The organism is Streptomyces sp. 4F14, assembly GCF_048159485.1.
Lineage (GTDB): Bacteria > Actinomycetota > Actinomycetes > Streptomycetales > Streptomycetaceae > Streptomyces.
Map to the genome: position 1 here is coordinate 41,349 of NZ_JBLRVY010000026.1, position 19,849 is coordinate 61,197.

The 19,849-nt window shown below is 70.7% G+C and carries 16 protein-coding genes; 7 read left to right on the top strand and 9 right to left on the bottom strand.

What is annotated here, in order from left to right; translation table 11 throughout:
• Window positions 1-86: 86 nt before the first annotated feature.
• Window positions 87-1,523 (top strand): GTPase ObgE, encoded by a 1,437-nt coding sequence (gene obgE / locus ACLZOT_RS35610; protein WP_416973283.1) that lies wholly within the window; start codon window positions 87-89, stop codon window positions 1,521-1,523.
• A 94-nt stretch (window positions 1,524-1,617) separates the two neighbouring features.
• Here obgE and ACLZOT_RS35615 read toward each other — a convergent pair whose 3' ends face one another.
• The 9 genes from ACLZOT_RS35615 to rfbB form a co-directional block, all read right to left on the bottom strand.
• Window positions 1,618-3,165, bottom strand: a complete 1,548-nt coding sequence (locus tag ACLZOT_RS35615; protein ID WP_416973284.1) for a DUF6020 family protein — start codon at window positions 3,163-3,165, stop codon at window positions 1,618-1,620.
• Between the two features lie 20 nt (window positions 3,166-3,185).
• Complete coding sequence (locus ACLZOT_RS35620) at window positions 3,186-6,728, bottom strand: bifunctional glycosyltransferase/CDP-glycerol:glycerophosphate glycerophosphotransferase (protein WP_416973285.1); 3,543 nt, start codon at window positions 6,726-6,728, stop codon at window positions 3,186-3,188.
• Between the two features lie 72 nt (window positions 6,729-6,800).
• On the bottom strand, window positions 6,801-8,975 hold the full coding sequence (locus ACLZOT_RS35625) for a bifunctional glycosyltransferase/CDP-glycerol:glycerophosphate glycerophosphotransferase (RefSeq protein WP_416973286.1): 2,175 nt from the start codon (window positions 8,973-8,975) through the stop codon (window positions 6,801-6,803).
• A 122-nt stretch (window positions 8,976-9,097) separates the two neighbouring features.
• Entirely contained in the window at window positions 9,098-9,994 is an 897-nt protein-coding gene (locus tag ACLZOT_RS35630) for a glycosyltransferase family 2 protein (protein ID WP_416973287.1), read from the bottom strand.
• Window positions 9,991-10,767 (bottom strand): glycosyltransferase family 2 protein, encoded by a 777-nt coding sequence (locus ACLZOT_RS35635; RefSeq protein ID WP_416973288.1) that lies wholly within the window; start codon window positions 10,765-10,767, stop codon window positions 9,991-9,993. The genes ACLZOT_RS35630 and ACLZOT_RS35635 overlap by 4 nt, the downstream gene beginning before the upstream one ends.
• A complete protein-coding gene (locus tag ACLZOT_RS35640) occupies window positions 10,764-11,159 on the bottom strand; it encodes a DUF2304 domain-containing protein (RefSeq protein ID WP_059046202.1) in 396 nt (131 codons plus the stop codon). The genes ACLZOT_RS35635 and ACLZOT_RS35640 overlap by 4 nt, the downstream gene beginning before the upstream one ends.
• Window positions 11,160-11,278: 119 nt before the next feature.
• Complete coding sequence (locus ACLZOT_RS35645) at window positions 11,279-12,544, bottom strand: lipopolysaccharide biosynthesis protein (RefSeq protein WP_416973289.1); 1,266 nt, start codon at window positions 12,542-12,544, stop codon at window positions 11,279-11,281.
• The gene (gene rfbD / locus ACLZOT_RS35650; protein ID WP_416973290.1) at window positions 12,541-13,395 is read right to left on the bottom strand and encodes a dTDP-4-dehydrorhamnose reductase; all 855 of its coding nucleotides are present in this window, start codon (window positions 13,393-13,395) and stop codon (window positions 12,541-12,543) included. Before rfbD ends, ACLZOT_RS35645 begins: the two co-directional genes overlap by 4 nt.
• On the bottom strand, window positions 13,392-14,381 hold the full coding sequence (gene rfbB, locus ACLZOT_RS35655) for a dTDP-glucose 4,6-dehydratase (RefSeq protein WP_416973291.1): 990 nt from the start codon (window positions 14,379-14,381) through the stop codon (window positions 13,392-13,394). The genes rfbD and rfbB overlap by 4 nt, the downstream gene beginning before the upstream one ends.
• Before the next feature lie 136 nt (window positions 14,382-14,517).
• Here rfbB and rfbA point away from each other — a divergent pair, with 136 nt between their 5' ends.
• The 6 genes from rfbA to ACLZOT_RS35685 all read left to right on the top strand — a co-directional run bounded on the left by rfbA (window position 14,518) and on the right by ACLZOT_RS35685 (window position 19,796).
• A complete protein-coding gene (rfbA, locus tag ACLZOT_RS35660; RefSeq protein WP_416973292.1) occupies window positions 14,518-15,387 on the top strand; it encodes a glucose-1-phosphate thymidylyltransferase RfbA in 870 nt (289 codons plus the stop codon).
• Window positions 15,388-15,398: 11 nt separating this feature from the next.
• Window positions 15,399-16,004, top strand: a complete 606-nt coding sequence (rfbC, locus tag ACLZOT_RS35665; RefSeq protein WP_416973293.1) for a dTDP-4-dehydrorhamnose 3,5-epimerase — start codon at window positions 15,399-15,401, stop codon at window positions 16,002-16,004.
• Between the two features lie 67 nt (window positions 16,005-16,071).
• The gene (gene proB / locus ACLZOT_RS35670; protein ID WP_416973294.1) at window positions 16,072-17,202 is read left to right on the top strand and encodes a glutamate 5-kinase; all 1,131 of its coding nucleotides are present in this window, start codon (window positions 16,072-16,074) and stop codon (window positions 17,200-17,202) included.
• A 206-nt stretch (window positions 17,203-17,408) separates the two neighbouring features.
• The gene (locus ACLZOT_RS35675) at window positions 17,409-17,834 is read left to right on the top strand and encodes a hypothetical protein (RefSeq protein WP_416973295.1); all 426 of its coding nucleotides are present in this window, start codon (window positions 17,409-17,411) and stop codon (window positions 17,832-17,834) included.
• 59 nt (window positions 17,835-17,893) lie between these two features.
• Window positions 17,894-19,180, top strand: coding sequence for a glutamate-5-semialdehyde dehydrogenase (locus tag ACLZOT_RS35680; protein ID WP_416973296.1), 1,287 nt, complete (start codon window positions 17,894-17,896; stop codon window positions 19,178-19,180).
• A gap of 88 nt (window positions 19,181-19,268) precedes the next feature.
• On the top strand, window positions 19,269-19,796 hold the full coding sequence (locus ACLZOT_RS35685; protein WP_416973297.1) for a hypothetical protein: 528 nt from the start codon (window positions 19,269-19,271) through the stop codon (window positions 19,794-19,796).
• The last annotated feature ends 53 nt before the right edge of the window (window positions 19,797-19,849 follow it).

Sequence of the window (19,849 nt, forward strand, 5' to 3'; positions counted from 1 at the left end):
GGCGGACCTCACTTCCCGGTCGGGAAGGCGGGTCCGCCTTTCGCGTGTTGGTATAGGTAACACCCTGATCTTTGGAGGCACTGACCATGACCACCTTCGTGGACCGCGTCGAACTGCATGTCGCCGCGGGTAACGGAGGTCACGGCTGTGCCTCCGTCCACCGCGAGAAGTTCAAGCCGCTCGGCGGGCCCGACGGCGGCAACGGCGGACGCGGTGGGGACGTGATCCTCACGGTCGACCAGTCCGTGACGACCCTTCTCGACTACCACCACTCCCCGCACCGCAAGGCGACGAACGGCAAGCCGGGCGAGGGCGGCAACCGTTCCGGCAAGGACGGCCAGGACCTGGTCCTGCCCGTCCCGGACGGCACGGTCGTCCTCGACGCGCGCGGCAACGTCCTCGCGGACCTCGTCGGCCACGGCACCTCGTACGTCGCCGCGCAGGGCGGCCGGGGCGGGCTCGGGAACGCGGCGCTGGCGTCGGCCCGCCGCAAGGCGCCCGGGTTCGCGCTGCTGGGCGTGCCGGGGGACCTCGGGGACATCGTCCTGGAGCTGAAGACCGTCGCGGACGTCGCGCTGGTCGGGTACCCGAGTGCGGGCAAGTCCTCGCTGATCTCGGTCCTTTCGGCGGCGAAGCCGAAGATCGCCGACTACCCGTTCACGACCCTGGTCCCCAACCTCGGTGTGGTGACCGCCGGTTCGACGGTCTACACGATCGCGGACGTCCCCGGTCTCATCCCCGGCGCCAGCCAGGGCAAGGGACTCGGCCTGGAGTTCCTGCGCCATGTCGAGCGGTGCAGCGTCCTCGTGCACGTCCTCGACACGGCGACGCTGGAGTCCGAGCGCGACCCGCTCTCCGACCTCGACGTCATCGAGGAGGAGCTCCGGCAGTACGGCGGCCTGAGCGACCGGCCCCGCATCGTCGTCCTGAACAAGACCGACATCCCCGACGGCAAGGACCTCGCGGAGATGGTCCGGCCCGATCTGGAGGCGCGCGGGTACCGGGTCTTCGAGGTGTCCGCCGTCGCGCATCTGGGGCTGCGTGAACTCTCCTTCGCGCTCGCCGAGTTGGTGGCGAGGTTCCGGGCCGCGAAGCCGCTTGAGGAGGCCACCCGGATCGTGATCCGGCCCAAGGCCGTGGACGACGCGGGCTTCACCGTCGTCCAGGAGGAGGACGGGCTCTTCCGAGTCCGGGGCGAGAAGCCCGAACGCTGGGTGCGGCAGACCGACTTCAACAACGACGAGGCCGTCGGCTACCTCGCCGACCGCCTCAACCGCCTCGGCGTCGAGGAGGAACTCCTCAAGGCGGGCGCCCGCTCCGGCGACGGCGTCGCCATCGGGCCCGAGGACAACGCGGTCGTCTTCGACTGGGAGCCCACGGTCATGGCCGGCGCGGAGATGCTGGGCCGACGCGGCGAGGACCACCGCTTCGACGCACCCCGCCCGGCGACCCAGCGCCGCCGCGACAAGCAGGCGGAACGCGACGAGGCGGCCCAGGAGTTCGAGGGCTTCGAGCCGTTCTGATCCGCTCTGACCCGAGGGTCACCGAGAGAGCCGGAAAGGGCCCGCCCACTGTCCCGTCAGGGACAGTGGGCGGGCCCTTTCCGTGCGGAGTGCCTCAGGCGACCGGCTCCGGTGTGGCCTGGGGCTCCTTCGGCTTGGTTTCTTCCTTCTTCACGGAAGCCTTCGTCGACGGCTCCACGGATACCCCCTCCGGTGTACGCCCCCACTTCGGCCGGGCAGCCAGCAGCGGGATCGTCATGATGCCCAGGAACATCGGGGCGAACATGTAGCGGGCCAGCGGTGCCGGGTTGGCGGCGACGACGGTCAGCTGGAGGGCGAGGGGGATGGAGAGTATGCCGACCGGCGCCCAGGTGCGGTTGCGGCGGGAGAAGACGTAGAAGACGGCGTACGCGGCGTAGCACCAGAACGCGCCCCGGAACAGGAGCCACTGGAGCTGCGGGGCCTTGCTGGCCTTCCACGCGAAGTACGCGACGTCGTGGAGGCTGTCGCTGAGGGGGCGGATCTTCAGCTCGTCCCGGTAGGGGCTGTTGGCCATCTCCGGGTTCCAGTCGGCCCAGCCGTAGAGGTTCTTGGGGACCGACGGGGCGGAGATGAGGGTGTTGCCGTCCATCGACTTGGGGCCGGGGAAGATGCCCCAGGCGATCTGCGAGCGGCACAGGCGCGCGCCGATCAGCTGGTCCGGGGTGCGTTCCATGACGCGGCCCCACAGGTCGAGGAGCTCGGTGTTGAGCTCGGCGGCCTTCGTGCGGTTCATGGGCTTCTTCATCGCCCAGTCGGCGTTCCAGCAGTTCGCCGCGCGTCCGCTCCAGTGGGAGAGCGGCGCGACCTCGGCCATGAGCTTCTTGTCGGCGGCGGTGAACGTCCAGGGCGCCTTGCCGTACACGACGGCGATGTCGGCGTAGTTGAGGGCGTACACCTGGTCCTTGGTCGGCGTCTTGACGCCGAGCGCGGGGTAGATGACCAGCTGGAGCCCGGCGGAGACGACCGCGGGGATGACGGTGGCGACAAGTATCGCCCGGCGCATCTTCGGCAGCACCAGCAGCAGCACGGGGCAGGCGATGACGGCGACGAGGAGCCCGTTGTTGCGGAACAGCCCCATCATGAGGAACCCGGCGAACAGCACGATGACCTGGTTGCGGAACACCGTGTCGTGCACCGCCTGCCGCTCCCGCATCCGCCGTACGGTGAGCCGCCCCGCCGCACCGAACGCAAGGAGCGCGCCGATGACGAAGGGGACGTCCTTCCACACGAAGATGGTGAACGTGCCGATGGACGGCAGCACCGCGCAGGCGATGGCCGCGGCGGCGCTGAACTTGCCGGGCACCCCGAAGTGCCGCAGCGTGACGGCGACGTAGGCGAGGGCGGCGGCCATGCCGACGGACTGGCCGAACGTCAGCAGCGCCAGGTCACCGGTGAGCTTGATGGACAGCCACACCAGCGCGTCGTACGCCACCGAGTGGTTGGACATCCAGTGGTTGGTGGTGACGTGCCAGACGTACGAGATGGAGTCGTAGCTCATCCCGCCCGGGTAGAACGCCGCCCACCACAGCAGGAAGACGAACTGGGTGACGGCGTACACCGTGAGGGGCATGCGGCGCTTGGGCGGGATCCGCTCCCAGCGTGTTTGCAGGCTGCTTCTCATCGAGGAGACTGTGGGCACTCTCAACGCTCCGTGGCAGGTCGGTCGGGGTGCGCGAGCTCCAGCATCCGGTTGATGACCCGCTCGGCGGCGTGGCCGTCGTCGAGGTCGCAGAACATCTTCTTGAACTCGGTGTACGCGTCGGCGTAGGAGGCGTGGATGCGCTCGATGTCGCCGAGCGCGTCGATGAGTCCGTCGGAGGTCTGCAGCAGCGGGCCGGGGGCCTGCCGCTCGAAGTCGAAGTAGAAGCCCCGCAGTTGGTCGCGGTAGTACTCGAGGTCGTACGTGAAGAACAGCATCGGACGGCCCGTGTTCGCGAAGTCGAACATCAGGGAGGAGTAGTCCGTGACCAGGACGTCGGTGATCAGGTACAGCTCGGCGATGTCCGGGTAGCTGGAGACGTCGAAGACGAAGCCGTCCCCGGCGCCGGGCACGGCGTCCACGATGTTGGAGTGCTTGCGCACCAGCAGGACGTGGTCCTCGCCGAGCTTCTCGCGGGCCTTCTTCACGTCGACCCGGAGGTCGAACTTGTAGTTCCCGGCCCGGTAGAACTGGTCGTCGCGCCAGGTCGGCGCGTACAGCACGACCTTCTTGCCCTCCGGCAGGCCGATCCGCTCGCGCACCTTGCGCGCGATGTCGTCGGTCTTCGGCGCGAGCAGCAGGTCGTTGCGCGGGTAGCCGGACTCCAGGATCTCCCCGTCGAACTGGAACGCCCGCTTCATGATCGGCGTGGAGAAGCGGTTGGGGGAGACGAGGAAGCTCCAGCTCGGCGTCTCCTCGGCGACCTTGGTGAGGTACTTGCGGTCGGCGAACTGGACGCTGTCGATGTCGTGGCCGATGCGCTTGAGGGGGGTGCCGTGCCAGGTCTGCACGACGACCTGGCCCTCGCGGCGGCGGATCCAGTGCGGGAGGTGGGTGTTGGTGACGATGTACCGGGAGCGGCCGAGCGCCTCGTACCACTCGCGGCTCCAGCGGCGGATCACCCGCACGCCCTCGGGGATCTGCGCGCGCTTGTCCTCGACGACCCAGATGTGCTCCAGCTCGTCGCCCCGGCGCAGGAGTTCCTCGTAGACCGCGCGCGGCGAGTCGGAGTACTGGCGGCCGGAGAACGACGCGTACAGGACGGTGTCGCGCAGCGGCGCGGTGCGCGCGGCGGCGTACACGCCCGTGCGCAGCTCGCGCTGGCGGAACCAGCCGAACTCGTCGGGCAGCAGGTCGGGGGCCGCCTCGATGAGGAGGCGGTCGAAGAAGCGGTGGGTGAGGGCGTAGTCCCGGCCCCGGACGGCGAACCGCAGCGGGAGCGCCCCGAGCGCGGCCGGCGCGACCCGCAGCGGCACCTCGGTACGGCTCTCGGCGGCGCGCGCGGTCAGGTACCAGCGGCCCTGCCGGAGCGGGACCTCGCTGAGGCTGTCCGGCACCGGCAGGAACTCGGCGCGGAACACGCCGTCGGCGAGGGTGGCCGGGGCGGAGTGCTCCTCGGAGTGGCGGCTGTGCCGCATGACGATCTCGACGGGCTCGTCCACCGTCACCGGCAGCGCCCCGACGAGCGTGATCCGCCCCTCGGGGTCCACGGACAGCTCGGTGATCGCGGGCTGCGCGGCCTGCGTGCGCAGCGCGAGGCGGCCCACGCCGTCGTCGGCGACGCAGACGGTGCGCCCGCCCCAGACGGGCTTGCCGTCGATGGGGTACTGGCTGGTGAGGCCGCCCTCGACGGGGGCGACGGCGACGGGGTGGAAGCGGCCGTCCACGGACAGCTCGGCCGTCCACTTGTCGGTGAGGTCCGGGTTGGCGAGGTCGCGGCCGTCGACGGCGAGGTCGGCCAGCGGGATCCGCGCGGTGAACGTCGTCCCCTCGCGCTCGACGCCGTACGCCAGCGTCGCCTGCGTCGAGCCGTGCGTGAGGCGCAGGCCCAGCTTGCCGCCCACCGCCTCGTGCCCGAGGGCGCCGGTCAGCTCCAGGACGCCGTCGGTGACGCGGTGCCCGGTGAGCTTGGCGCGGACGCGCTCGACGCGCAGGTAGATGTGGTCGTCGGCGACGAACGGGACGACCCGCACGTCCTTCTCGACCCAGTGCGGTACGGGGCTCTCGGCGCTGCCGCTCTCGCCGGCCTTGAGGCGGGTGCGGCGCACGATGCCCTGCTGGACGGTGGCGACGGTCAGCCGCCAGGTGCCGTCCCGCCAGCCGCCGCGCGCCTTGAACTTGCGCGGGTCGAGGTCGAGGGAGAACCCGGACCAGTCGTAGTTGTGCAGGGACTGCCCGGAGGTCTGCGTGGCGCGCGCGGCCTGGACGCGGTCCGGGCGGACCAGGACCGTACGGCGGCTGCCGTTCTCGCGCAGCATCAGGACGCGCAGCGCGGTCGGCTGGGGGCGCTCGGCGGCCAGGTTGCGGATGTAGGCGTGGCCCTGGATGCGGAGCCTGCCGCCGTCCCAGACGATGTCCTCCGCGCGGGCGCGCGCCGAGAAGTCGGTGTCGACGCGCAGCACCGAGCGCGGCACCGCGCCCTTGCCGGCCAGCACCGGGTAGTCGGCGAAGTGCTTGAGGCCCTGCCGGACCACGGGGACCGCGCGGCCGGTCTCGCGCTCGTAGGCGAGGAGCTCCATCAACTCGTCGAGGCGCTTCTCCTGGATGAGGTGGCACTTCAGGCGCAGCGAGACGGGCAGCCGGGGGAAGACCGCCGGGTCGACGCGGCCGAGGAAGTCGGCGGCGCCGGTCATGAACAGCTCGCGGAACTCGTCCCCCGCCTCGTCCAGGACGCCCATGAACAGGGGGAGTTCGTCGGTGACGAAGATCTCGTCGTACCAGCGCTTGTGCGCCGCGTACTTCTCGCCGGGCTGCGAGGCCAGGAACCGGCTCACCGAGTCGCAGGAGCGGATGCGGTCGCGGACGTTGACGGGCTCGGTGCGGCGCTGGGTGATCGAGGGGGCGCCGCCGGTGCGCTGGCGCCACAGGTAGACCGGCTCGCCCAGCACGTCGACCGCCTTGGCGAGGAAGTGCGCGGGGAGGGTGACCGGGGCGTCCTCGTAGAGGATGCCGGGGAACTCGAAGTGGTGCTTGTCCCAGAAGGAGCGGCGGAAGACCTTGTTCCACGCCGTGCGGTCGTAGACGAGGTCCTTGTCGCGGCTGATGTGGGTGCGCTCGCGGTCGGTGCGCAGCCGCTTCTGGTGCAGCGGGGAGGGGAGGATCTCGCCGGCCTTCAGCAGGTTGACGTTGCCGCTCACGAAGTCCGACCCGGTCCTGTCGAGGGTCGCGACGAACCGCTCGTACGCGTCCGGCAGGACGATGTCGTCGCTGTCGACGAACGCGATGAACTCCGTGCCCTCGGCGAGGTGCGCGACGCCCGTGTTGCGGGCCGGGCCGAGGCCCTGGTTCTGCTGGGGTACGACCCGGAAGCGGTCGTCCTTCGCCGCCCATCTCTCCGCGATCGCGAGGCTGCCGTCCGTCGAGCCGTCGTCGACGACCACGGCCTCCCAGTCGGTGAACGTCTGGTCCGCGATCGACTGGAGACATTCGTCGAGGAAGAGTTCCACGTTGTAGACGGGAACGACTACTGACAGACGGGGAGGCATCGGGGTACTGCGCCTTTCTCGGAACTGCGGCGGGCGATGACGGACATGACCGGACTCGCCGGCACCGTGGCACTAGCCTCGCACGGGAGGCTCCGGTTCCTGCCCCAGGAAAACGCGTCGCACGACCCGCTCCGCCGCCCGCCCGTCGTCGTACTCGCAGAACCGGCGCCGGAACTCGCCGCGCGCCTTCGCGGACGTGTCGTCGGACCAGCGGCCGGAGCGGAAGACGTCGATCAGGTCGTCGCGGGCGGCGACCACCGGACCGGGGGACACGGAGTGGATGTCGAAGTAGGTGCCGCGGGTGGCGCGGTAGACGTCCCAGTCGTTGGCGAACAGGACGATCGGCCTGTCGAGGAGCGCGAAGTCGAACATCAGGGACGAGTAGTCCGTGAGGAGGCAGTCCGCGGCGAGGTACAGCTCCTCGACGTTCGGGTGGCCGCTGACGTCGATGACGCCCTCGCTGTTGCCGTGCCCCGTGTCGAGGTTGAAGTAGTGGGCGCGCACCAGGACCGTGAACTCGGCGCCGATGCTGTGCGCGAAGTGCTCGACGTCCAGCAGGGGCTGCGGCGTCGACTGGTAGTCGCGGTGGGTCGGCGCGTACAGGACGACCTTCTCGTCCGGCTCCAGACCCAGCTTGGCGCGGGCCTTCGCGCGGTCCTCGGCGGTCGCGTTCGCGAGGACGTCGTTGCGCGGGTAGCCGTAGTCGAGGGACGTGTACGCGGTGGACGGGTAGGCGCGGTCCCAGACGGCGGTCGTGAAGCTGTTGGAGGAGACGCTGTAGTCCCAGCGGTCCACCCGGTCCATCAGCAGCCGCATGTCCAACTCGGCGGCGCCCAGCGGGTATTCGACCTGGTCGACACCCATCCGCTTGAGCGGCGTGCCGTGGTGGGTCTGCACGAAGACCTGGCCGCGCCGCTTCACGACCTTGGTCGGGAAGTTGACGTTGTTGACGAAGTACTGGGAGCGCGCCATCGCCCGCCAGAACCCGAACGACCCCGGGTGCACGGTCGGCGTCCCGGCCGGCGGCCGGTTGCGCGGGCTCGGCTTCAGCACCCACGTCGGCTTCACGTTCGGCGCCAGCTCCCGCAGCTTCTGGTCGATCGCCGCCGGGTTGCAGGAGTAGTCGGCGTTCCAGTACGCGGCGAACACCGCCGTGTCCTTCTTCACCGGCAGCATCCGCTGCGCCCGGTAGTAGGCCATCAGGACGGCCGTCCGCACCGGCTTCTTCAGCTTGCGCGCCGCCCGGTACGCGGTCCGCGCGGGCCTGCGCAGCCGGTTCGGCAGCCGGTTCGCGACCCGGCGTACGCCCGACTTGGCGGGCTTCTTCGCCGGGTCCCGGTAGCCGGCCGGGCGGTGGGTGCGCTCGGCCTCCAGGCGGCGGCCGCGGAACTCGGCACGGGCGCCCGCGGGCAGCCGGCCCGGCATCCGCTCGATGACCCCGAGGTGGAACGCCATCCGCTCGAACAGCGGCCCGCGCCAGCGGTCGAACTCGGGGTGCGCGGCGAGGAACCCGAAGACCAGGTCGTACTGGTCGAAGACCTCGAAGTGCTTACGGCTCGCCGAGGACAGGATCGACCCCTGCCGGCGCTGCCGGTAGTGCACGCACACCCGGTCCAGGACGGCGATGGACTCGGCGGCGACCAGCACCGGGTACGTCCACGGGGTGTCCTCGTAGTAGCCGGTCGGGTACACGAACCCCCACCGCTCGACGAAGTCCCGCCGGTACGCCTTGTTCCAGGCGACCTGGAGCAGCTCCAGCAGCACCGGGTGGTCGTCGAGCGCGAACGCGCCCGCCGGGGCGTCCGTGAGCGCCCCCCGCTTCGCGTTCGGCGTGACCCGCCCGTCCCAGTACGTACGGTCGTAGTCGTAGACCAGCAGCTCCGGGTCCCCGGTGTCCTCAAGACGGCCCGCGATGGCCTGGAGCGACCCCGGCAGCATCACGTCGTCGCTGTCCAGGAAGATCAGGTACTCGCCCCGCGCCCGCTCCATCCCGGCGTTGCGGGCCCGGCCGAGGCCCACGTTCTCGGTGAGCTGGACGGCGATCACCCGTGAGTCGGCCGCCGCGTATTCGGACATGATCTCGCCGCACGAGTCCGGCGACGCGTCGTTGACCGCGATGACCTCGAAGTCCCCGTACGCCTGCTCCAGCACGGAGTCGAGGCAGTCGCGCAGGTACGCCTCCACGCCGTACGCGGGCACGACGATGCTGAAACGGGGGGACCGGTCTTCGGCGCCAGTGGCAGTCATATGGGGTCAGTAGCTTTCGCGACGGGAGGAGGAACGAGCCTCGGAGTGGAGGAGGGGACCCGGCGGAGTGGGGTTCCACAAGTCCCAGGACATCAGATGGTTCTTTGCGGTTCCTTGGCCGTTCACTCGGCGCGCGTCAGGGCGTACCCCAGGAGTCTGCGCACCGCGTCCGAGCGGCGGTGGCGCAGGGCGCCCGGCAGCATCGTGAGCGCGTGCAGCCGCATCGACAGGTGCCGGCGTGCCGCCTTCGCGGCCTTGTGCCAGCCGTGCTGGTCGAGGTCGTCGGCGACCTCGTTGAAGAACCGGACGGCCTCCCCGAACCGCGACCCGGTCGCCGCCTCCGCGGAGGACAGGGACGCCGAGTGGCGGCGGTAGCGGAACGCGGGCGCCGGGTCGACGACGAGGGACTCGCCGCGCCGGATCAGCTCGATGATCAGCGCCAGGTCCTGGATGACGGACAGCTCCTCGCGGAACCCGACCGCCTTGACCGCGTCCGTGCGCCAGCAGATCGACGGGAAGTACAGCCAGTTCCCGCCCAGCAGGTTCGCCGCGAGGGGCTCCCCGGACAGCACCAGGCGCTTGCCGTCACTGGTCTTCGGCGCGTACAGGCGCCGCTTCACCTCGTCGCCCAGCGTCGTCACCGGCTTGCCGTGCTCGTCGATGACCTCGACGCCCGGCTGGTAGATCGCGGCGCCGGGCTCGGCCTCGATCGCCGCGCGCAGCGTCTCGACGTACGTCGGCATCATCAGGTCGTCGCTGCCGAGCATCGTGAAATGCGTGGCCTCGACGAGGTCCACGCACTTCTGGAAGTTGCGGGTGATGCCGAGGTTGACCTCGTTGCGCAGATAGCGCACCCGGTCGTCGCCGAGGGCGGCGAACCACTCGGGGACGTCCGGCTCGCGGCCGTCGTCGACGACGGTCAGCCGCCAGTCCTTGTCGGTCTGGTCCAGGACGCTGCGCACGGCCGCCTGCATCAGGGCGGTGTCGCCGTAGTGCGGCAGCATGATGTCGATGGTCACGAGACCTGCTTCTCCAGGGACTTCTCCGGGGACTTCTGCTGGGACCGCTTGCGCGCCGGCCCCAGCGCGGAACGGCGGCTGAAGGCCAGCAGCAGGATCATGCCGATCCGGCCCAGGTACATCGTGGCCTTCCACGGCGACTGGCTCGGCGTCCCGGTCGTACGGGCCCGCATCGCGACCGGCACCTGCTCGACCTTGTACCCGGCGCGCACCACGGCGATCGTCGACTCGACGGTGTCGCCCAGGTACTCCACCGGGTACCAGCGGGCGAACGCGTCGATCAGATCAGGGCCGCAGGCCCGGAAGCCCGAGGTCACGTCGGTGAGCTTGGTGCGGGCCATCTTCGACAGCCAGAACGCGAGGACGAGCATCGCCCAGCGGCGCGGCCCGCGCGCCTCGTACTCGCCGGTCCCCGCGAACCGGGCGCCCATCACCAGGTCGGCGCCCGCGTCGAGGCGCGCGATCAGCTCCGGGACGTTGCGCGGGTCGTGCTGGCCGTCCGCGTCGACCTGGATGGCGATGTCGTAGCCGCGGTCGTGCGCGAACTTGTAGCCGGCGCGCATCGCGCCGCCCACGCCGAGGTTGTACGGCAGTTTCATCACCGTCGCCCCGGCGCCTTGGGCGACCTTCGCGGTCTCGTCGCCCGAGCCGTCGTCGACCACCACGATGTCGACGCCCGGCAGTGTCGCGTAGACCTCCTTGATGACGTCGGCGACGCCCTCGGATTCGTTCCACGCGGGCATGATGATCAGGACGCGCTTGCCGTCGATCACTTGAGCCTCCCCGAGTCCCCCGAGGCGACGGTCGTCTCGCCCTCGGACAGTTGTTGGCGCAGTTCCTGGACGTCGACGCGCAGCAGCGCGACCTCCTCGGAGAGCGTGCGCCCCTCTTCTTCCAGGTGGCCCACCTCCCAGCTGAGCTGGAGGCAGACGATGAACAGGAAGGCGACGCTGAGGAAGAGGATCAGGCTCACGCCCGAGCGGACCCCGACGTTGCGCGCGACCCAGTCCAGGCCGGAGGGGAAGAAGCCCAGCGGGATGATCACCATGCCGGTGAACACCCACAGGAACGCGTACTTCTCCTTGAGCTTGCGGCGGCGCAGGAGTTCCACGATGCAGAGCACCAGGAAGACGCCGGTCACCGACGTCAGCATCCACAGTTGCATGGCTAGAGGGCCTGTCTACTCTTCCGAAAAGGTGGACGGCCACAGAAGGGGGCCGTCGGACTGTGATCCACTGCCCGTCACATTGACTACCCAGAGTGAGGGGAAGATGGTCACTCTCGTCAGTGCGGCGAACGGTAGCCTACACGAGCTCGAACAACGAGTGTCATGAAGGCGACGACAGCGAAAGACCCCGCCGCGTACGCCACCTCCACCCGCGTCCGCAGCTCCAGCGGGCTGAACGTCACCGCCAGCAGCACCGCCGTGCCGACCACCCACGCCATCAGCTGCTTGCGCGCGCCCCCGCTCGTCAGCAGGGCCTGCCCGAGCACCATCGCGAGCATGTACAGGGTCGTCCCGAGCGACAGCCACGCGAAGTCCACCGCCGTCAGCACGTCCGGCGCCCCGAACAGCGCCGGCAGCAGCGCCGGGCCCAGCGCGGTCGCCCCGATGCCGCCCGCGACCCCGAGGCTGCCGGTGATCGTCGCCGCCCGCAGCAGGAGCCGCCGGTAACCGGCCCAGTCCTGCTCCGCCGCCGCCGAGGAGAGCCCCGCGAGCAGCGACACCTGGAACGCCCCGAACACGAACAGCGGGACACGGGCCACGACCAGCGCCGACAGCAGCGCCGCGACCAGCGCGTCGTCGTTCGTGGCGATCAGCTTGGTGCTGATCACCGCGATGTTCACGAGGAGCTGGGCCAGCAGCGTCGAGCCGACCAGCAGGCCCAGGTGCTCGATCAGGTCCCGCCAGTGCGCCGGGGTGCCGTGGTGGCTGCCGCTCAGCACCGGCTTGATCGTCAGCAGCACCGCGAGCAGCGGGGCGACCGTGAGGACCGCCGCGAACGCGAACACCGACTTCACACCGGCCACCGCGAGGATCCCCGGCAGGATGATCCGCAAGGCCCCGTCCAGGCCGAGCTGGGTGCCGTACGCCTGGAAGCGGCCGAGGCCCGCCAGGACGCCGCGCGTGACGTACGCGACGGCGAGGGCCGCGAAGGCGCCGCCGAGGGCCAGGACCAGGGCCTTGTCGCCGTGGAAGAAGACGTCGGCGACCTTGCCGCTGAACACCCCGAGCGGCACCAGCACCAGCGCGAGCAGCCCCAGCGACAGGGCCGCCCCGCGCCGCAGCACCGGCGCCACCCCGTCGCCGTGCACGACCCGGGACGCCACGAGCCGGGTGATCTCCTGCTCGACCGGGAAGAACAGGCCGAGCCCGATGGAGGACACGACCGTCCACAGCACGGAGAAGCTCGCCATGTCGTCGACGTCGAGCGTGTGCCCGGCCGCCGCGAGATGCACGTAGCTCGCTATGCCGAGCAGCGCCGTCCCCGCCCCGACGAACGCCGTCCCGGACGGCAGGGCGGTCGTGATCCGGTCCAGCAGACTCACGCGAGCACCTTCAGCGCCTGGGCCAACTGGTCCTTCCAGTGCGGCTGTCGAGCGATCCCCACGGCGTCCCAGCGGTCGTGCGCCAGGACGCTGTACGAGGGTCGGCGGGCCGGACGCACGAACTTCTCGGACGTCGTCGGGCGTACCCGCTCCGGGTCCAGGTCCGACAGCTCGTACGCGGCACGCGCCAGGTCGAACCAGGTCGCCGTACCGGACGCGGTGCCGTGATAGACGCCGGCCGGGGCGTCACTCCCACCGAGGGCCGCGATCTGCTCGGCCAGCGCCACCGTCCACGTCGGCTGGCCGCGCTGGTCGTCCACGACCTCGACCGTGTCCCGGGACTCCGCGAGCTTCAGCATCGTCGAGACGAAGTTGCGGCCGTGCGCCCCGTACAGCCACGCCGTCCGCACGACGTACCCGGAATCCGGCAGCAGCATCTTCACCGCATCCTCACCCACCAGCTTCCCCCGCCCGTAGGCGTTCAGCGGGGCGGTGGGGGAGTCGTGCCGGTAGGGCTCGCCGGCGTCCCCGGGAAAGACGTAGTCCGTGGAGACCTGGATGAGCTTCTGGCGCCCGGGAACGCACGCCTGCGCCAGGACGCGTACGGCTTCGCCGTTGACGCGGGTCGCGGCGGCCTCGTCGGTCTCGGCGCCGTCGACGTCGGTCCACGCGGCGGCGTTGATCACCACGTCGTGGCCGGCGACGGCGTCACGGACCGCGGCCGGGTCGGTGATGTCCAGGTCCGCGCGGGTCAGCGCGGTGACCTCGCCCTTCAGCGCCGAGCCCTTCAGGGTGGCGACGAGGTCCCGGCCGAGCATCCCGCCCGCGCCGGTGATCAGCCAGCGCGTCATGCCGGAAGCGCCGCCTTCGCCTTGAGCGGCTCCCACCAGGCGCGGTTGTCGCGGTACCACTGGACGGTCGAGGCGAGGCCCTGCTCGAAGGTGACGAGCGGCTCGTAGCCCAGCTCGCTGCGGATCTTCTCGATCGACAGGGAGTAGCGCAGGTCGTGACCGAGCCGGTCCGTGACGTGCTCGACCATGTCCCAGCCCGCGCCGCAGGCGTCCAGGAGGAGACCGGTCAGCTCCTTGTTGGTGACCTCGGTGCCGCCGCCGATGTGGTAGACCTCACCCGCCCGGCCGCCGCGCAGCACCATCTCGATGCCCCGGCAGTGGTCGGAGACGTGCAGCCAGTCCCGGATGTTCAGGCCCTCGCCGTAGAGCGGGACCTTCTTGCCGTCCAGCAGGTTCGTCGTGAACAGCGGGATCATCTTCTCCGGGAAGTGGTACTGCCCGTAGTTGTTCGAGCACCGGGTGACGACGACGTCCATGCCGTGCGTGCGGTGGTAGGACAGCGCCAGCAGGTCGGAGCCCGCCTTCGACGCCGAGTACGGCGAGTTCGGGGCCAGCGGCCAGTCCTCGGTCCAGGAGCCCTCGCTGATCGAGCCGTACACCTCGTCCGTCGAGACGTGCACGAAGCGGGCCACGCCGTGCCGCTTGGCAGCGTCCAGCAGGACCTGCGTGCCCAGCACGTTCGTCGTGACGAACGGGGAGGCGTCCGCGATCGAGCGGTCCACGTGGGACTCGGCCGCGAAGTGCACGACCGCGTCCTGGCCGCGCATCGCGTCGTCCACGGTGGCGAAGTCGCGGATGTCGCCCTGGACGAACGTGTAGCCCGCCTTGTCCGCGACCGGGGCCAGGTTCTCCTGGTTGCCGGAGTAGGTCAGGTTGTCCAGGACCGTGACCTGCGCGCCCTCACCCGAGGGCAGTTCGTTCAGAAGCAGGGCCCGCACGAACTGCGAGCCGATGAAGCCGGCGCCGCCGGTGACAAGAATCCTCATAAGAACCCGCATTCTAGGTCGTGGATGCCGGGCACTGTTCCACGGCTGTTGTCATCGCGTTTGTTGTGGGAACTGTGCCCGATGAGGCCACCGCCGGGACAATCGGGGGTCCCCACCTGCCGTAGGGTGCTTGTCCATGCGTGGAATTCTGCTTGCCGGTGGTACCGGTTCCCGACTGTGGCCGATCACCCGTGCGGTGTCGAAACAGCTCATGCCGGTCTTCGACAAGCCGATGATCTACTACCCGCTGACCACCCTCGTGATGGCCGGCCTCCGGGACATCCTGATCATCACCGGACCCGACGAACGACCCCAGTTCGAGCGGCTCCTCGGCGACGGCTCCGACTGGGGCCTGAACATCGAGTTCGCCACGCAGGAGAAGCCGAACGGCATCGCCGAGGCGTTCCTCATCGCCGAGGACTTCATCGGGGACGAGCCCGTCGCCCTCATCCTCGGCGACAACATCTTCCACGGCGTCGGCCTCGGCCGGCAGCTCGCGGACTACGCCGAACCCGAGGGCGGCGTCGTCTTCGCGCACGCCGTCTCCGACCCGACCGCGTACGGCGTCGTCGACTTCGACGAGGAGGGCCGCGCCCGCTCCATCGAGGAGAAGCCCGCCCAGCCCAAGTCCCGGTACGCCGTCCCCGGCCTGTACTTCTACGACAGCCGCGTCGTCGAGATCGCCAAGAACCTCACCCCCAGCGCGCGCGGCGAGCTGGAGATCACCGACGTCAACAAGTACTACCTCGAACGGCGCGAACTCCACGTCTCCGTCCTCGACCGGGGCACCGTCTGGCTCGACACCGGCACCTTCCAGTCCCTCGTCCAGGCGTCCGAGTTCGTCCGCGTCGTCGAGGAACGCCAGGGCATGAAGATCGGCTGCCTCGAAGAGGCCGCCTGGCGCGCGGGCTTCATCGACGACGCGCAGCTGCGCGCCCTCGCCGAGCCCCTCACCAAGAGCGGCTACGGCGACTACCTCATCGACCTGCTCACCTACGGCGCCTGAGAGGACCTGCCATGAAGGTCACCCCCCTGTCCATCGAGGGCGCCTGGGAGTTCACGCCGCTCCAGTTCGGCGACTCCCGCGGCATGTTCATGGAGCTGTACAAGGCCGAGCGCATGGAGGAGGCGGTCGGTCACGCCCTCGACCTGCGGCAGGCCAACCTCTCCGTCTCCGCGGCCGGCGTCGTGCGCGGCATCCACTTCGCCGACGTCCCCCCGAGCCAGGCCAAGTACGTGACCTGCGTCAAGGGCGCCGTCCTCGACGTCATCGTCGACATCCGCGTCGGCTCCCCGACCTTCGGCAAGTGGGAGGGCGTCCGCCTCGACGACGAGACGCGCAACGCCGTCTACCTCTCCGAGGGCCTCGGCCACGGCTTCTGCGCGCTGACCGAGGGCGCGACGGTCACCTACCTGTGCTCCGAGGGGTACGCCCCGCAGCGCGAGCGGGGGCTGCACCCGCTGGACGCGGAGATCGGCGTCCGGTGGCCGGTGTCCGGCGAGCCGGAACTGTCGGCGAAGGACGAGCAGGCGCCGACCCTGGCCCAGGCGCTGGAGCTGGGGATCCTGCCGAAGTACGAGGACTGCGTGGCGTACAGGCGTTCACTGGCTTCCGCACTCTGAAACGGGCGCGCACCACCCCGATCCCCTCACGTACATTGCGAGTCCCCGACGCAGTGAGGACACGCAGGTGACAGCGGCAAGGCAGCGGGTAGCAGACGCGCGCAGGATCGTCGTGAAGGTGGGGTCCTCCTCCCTCACCACCGCCTCGGGCGGCCTGGACGCCGACAGGGTCGACGCCCTCGTCGACGTCCTGGCCAAGACCCGCAGCGGCGGCGAGAAGGAGATCGTCCTCGTCTCGTCCGGGGCCATCGCGGCCGGCCTCGCCCCGCTGGGCCTGCGCCGCCGCCCCAAGGACCTGGCCCGCCAGCAGGCGGCGGCCAGCGTCGGCCAGGGACTCCTGGTCGCCCGCTACACCGCCTCCTTCGCCCGCTACGCCGTCCGCGTCGGCCAGGTCCTGCTGACCAGCGACGACATGAGCCGCCGCGCCCACCACCGCAACGCCTCCCGCACCCTGGACAAGCTCCTCGCGATGGGCGCGTTCCCGGTCGTCAACGAGAACGACACCGTCGCCACGGACGAGATCCGCTTCGGCGACAACGACCGCCTCGCCGCCCTGGTCGCCCACCTCGTCCACGCCGACCTCCTGGTCCTCCTCTCCGACGTGGACGGCGTGTACGACGGCGACCCCGGCAAGCCCGGCACCTCGCGGATCGCGGAGGTCCACGGCCCGGCGGACCTCGCGCACGTCGAGATCGGCAGCACCGGCAAGGCGGGCGTCGGCACGGGCGGCATGGTCACCAAGGTCGAGGCGGCCCGCATCGCCGCCGCCGCGGGCATCCCCGTCGTTCTGACCAGCGCGGTCTTCGCCGCCGAGGCCCTCACCGGCGGTGACACGGGGACCTACTTCCACCCCGCCGGCAAACGCTCCGCCGACCGGCTGCTGTGGCTCCAGCACGCCTCGACGCCGCAGGGCTCGCTGACCCTGGACGACGGCGCCGTGAAGGCGGTCGTGGAACGCCGCAAGTCGCTCCTGCCGGCGGGCATCGCCGCGGTGGAGGGCGACTTCAGCGCCGGGGACCCGGTCGAGCTGCGGGACGCGAGCGGGCGGGCCGTGGCGCGGGGGCTGGTCAACTTCGACGCGAAGGAGATCCCGCAGCTGCTGGGCAGGTCGACGCGGGAACTGGCGCGGGAACTGGGCGCCGCGTACGAGCGCGAGGTCGTGCACCGGGACGACCTGGTGGTGCTCGCCCCGTTCTGAGAGGCGTGGGGGGCGGGAAAAGGGGCACAGGGAAGGGCACGGGGAGGGGTTCAGGCGGATCGTCCGGCGGTCGCCTTGTCGTACAAGCGTCGCGGCGCGCATTCGAACGGCTTCCGTACCGCCGGGGGACGTTCCGTGAAAGTGCCCCATGGCAGGCCGCGGCCTGCTCAACTGTGTTCCAGGTACAACCTGTCGAGGAGGCCGCCGTGAGTCGAGCGCGCCCCGGGCCGACCGCCCGTGGGGGACTGACCAGCGTCGCGGCGGGCGACAGCTTCCAGCGACCGAAGGAGCTGCCCCGCCTCTGGCACGTCACCCTCAGCGTCTCCGGCGCGGCCGTCCCCGTGCAGGACCTGCGCCGGGGCCTCGAACAGCTCGCCCACGACCACCCCTTCCTGCTGACCAGCCGCTACGCCCCCGACCACGCCGAGATCCGCTACTGGGAGGAGGCCCGCGACCTCCACGACGCCGCCGCCGTCGCCCTGCGCCTGTGGGGCGAGCACCGGCAGACCGCGAGCCTGCCCCCCTGGGAGATCGTCGGCCTGGAGGTCATCGACCGCGAGACCTACCACCAGCGGGTCGCCGAGGGCTACGGCCCCCTCCCCGCGACCCCGGTCGGCGTGCACCCGTTCTGACCGTCTCGCGCTGTGGACCACGATCCGGACGCCCTCGCACGGAGCACTACGCTTCCTCCATGACCACCCTCTCTCCGTACGACGCCATGTCCCCGGTCATCGAGGCCGCCTACCGCGCCAAGGCCGCCGCCGCCGACCTCGCGCCACTGCCGAGGGCCGTGAAGGACGACGCGCTGCTGGCCATCGCGGACGCCCTGGAAGTGCGGACGGCGGAGATCGTCGAGGCGAACGCGGAGGACGTCGCGCGGGCGCGGGAGGCCGGGACCAGCGAGTCGGTCATCGACCGGCTGACCCTCACCCCGGAGCGGATCCGGGCCATCGCCTCCGACGTACGGGACGTCGTCGCGCTGCCCGACCCGGTCGGCGAGGTCGTGCGCGGCTCCACCCTGCCCAACGGCATCGACCTGCGCCAGGTGCGCGTCCCCCTCGGCGTCGTCGGCATCATCTACGAGGCCCGCCCCAACGTCACCGTCGACGCCGCCGCCCTGTGCCTCAAGTCCGGCAACGCCGTCCTGCTGCGCGGCTCCGGCTCCGCCTACTCCTCCAACGCCGCCCTCGTCCGCGTCCTGCGCGACGCGGTCGGCGGCGCCGGCCTGCCCGCCGACGCCGTCCAGCTCGTCCCCGGCGAAAGCCGCGACTCCGTACGGGAGTTGATGCGGGCGCGCGGCCTCGTGGACGTCCTCATCCCGCGCGGCGGCGCCTCCCTGATCCAGACCGTGGTGTCCGAGTCGACGGTCCCCGTCATCGAGACGGGCACCGGGAACTGCCACGTGTACGTCGACGCGCAGGCCGACCTCGACATGGCGATCGACATCCTCGTCAACTCCAAGGCCCAGCGCGTCAGCGTCTGCAACGCCGCCGAGACCCTCCTCGTCCACCGGGACATCGCCCCCGAGTTCCTGCCCCGCGCCCTCGACGCCCTCGCGGAGGCCGGGGTCACCGTCCACGCCGACGAGCGGGTCATGGCGTACGCGAAGGACTCCAAGGCGACGGTCGTGGAGGCCGGCGCCGAGGACTGGGAGACCGAGTACCTGTCGTACGACATCGCCGCGGCCGTCGTCGACTCGCTGGACAAGGCCGTCGAGCACATCCGGCTGTGGACCTCCGGCCACACCGAGGCGATCGTCACCACCTCCCAGCAGGCCGCGCGTCGCTTCACCCAGCTGGTCGACTCGACGACCGTCGCCGTGAACGTGTCCACCCGCTTCACGGACGGCGGACAGTTCGGCTTCGGCGCGGAGATCGGCATCTCCACGCAGAAGCTGCACGCCAGGGGCCCGATGGGGCTGCCCGAGCTGACCAGCACGAAGTACATCGTCACCGGGGACGGCCATATCCGTAAGTAGCCCGCCCGGGCGTGAGAGGCGTCTCATCAGGTGGCCGGACAGGCATACCGTCTGCCCAAAGAGACCCCCCAGGTCTACTCTGGGACACGTGCCGGAGGACGTGGGGGGCACGCCGTTCCCGGACGGCGGACAGCCCGACGACGACCACGACCGCGGAGTGTCGGACGAAGAGTTCGCCTCCGTGGTCTTCGACGAGGCGTTCGTGCGCGCGGCCCAGTACCACGAGCCGTCCGCCGTCGACCGCCTCCTGGCCGCCGCCGAGGCGAGAGCCGAGGCCGAGGCGGAAGCCCGCAACAACCGCTCACGGGCTGTGCGGCACGATTTCGACGACCTGGACGATCTCGACGACCCCGAGGTCCTCGACGCGCGCTACGGCGCCCCCGCCTCGTACGGGGTCTTCGGGACGTACGGCAAACAGGTCCGCTGGCACCGCCCCGTCGCCTGGATCCTCGCCCTCGTGATGGGCATCGGCATGGTTGCGCTCGCCTTCACCGCCGTCTACCGGGGCGCCTCCTCCTCCGGCGGCAGCCGCCAGCAGGCGCCGCCCGCCTCCACCGGCGCGGACGCGACACCGTCCGTCCCCGCGGTCGTCTCGGTCGTCCCGCACACGCCGTGAGCGGTTGCTGAGAACCTGTCAGAAGTTGTCCTGCGACAGGGCGTTTACCCGAG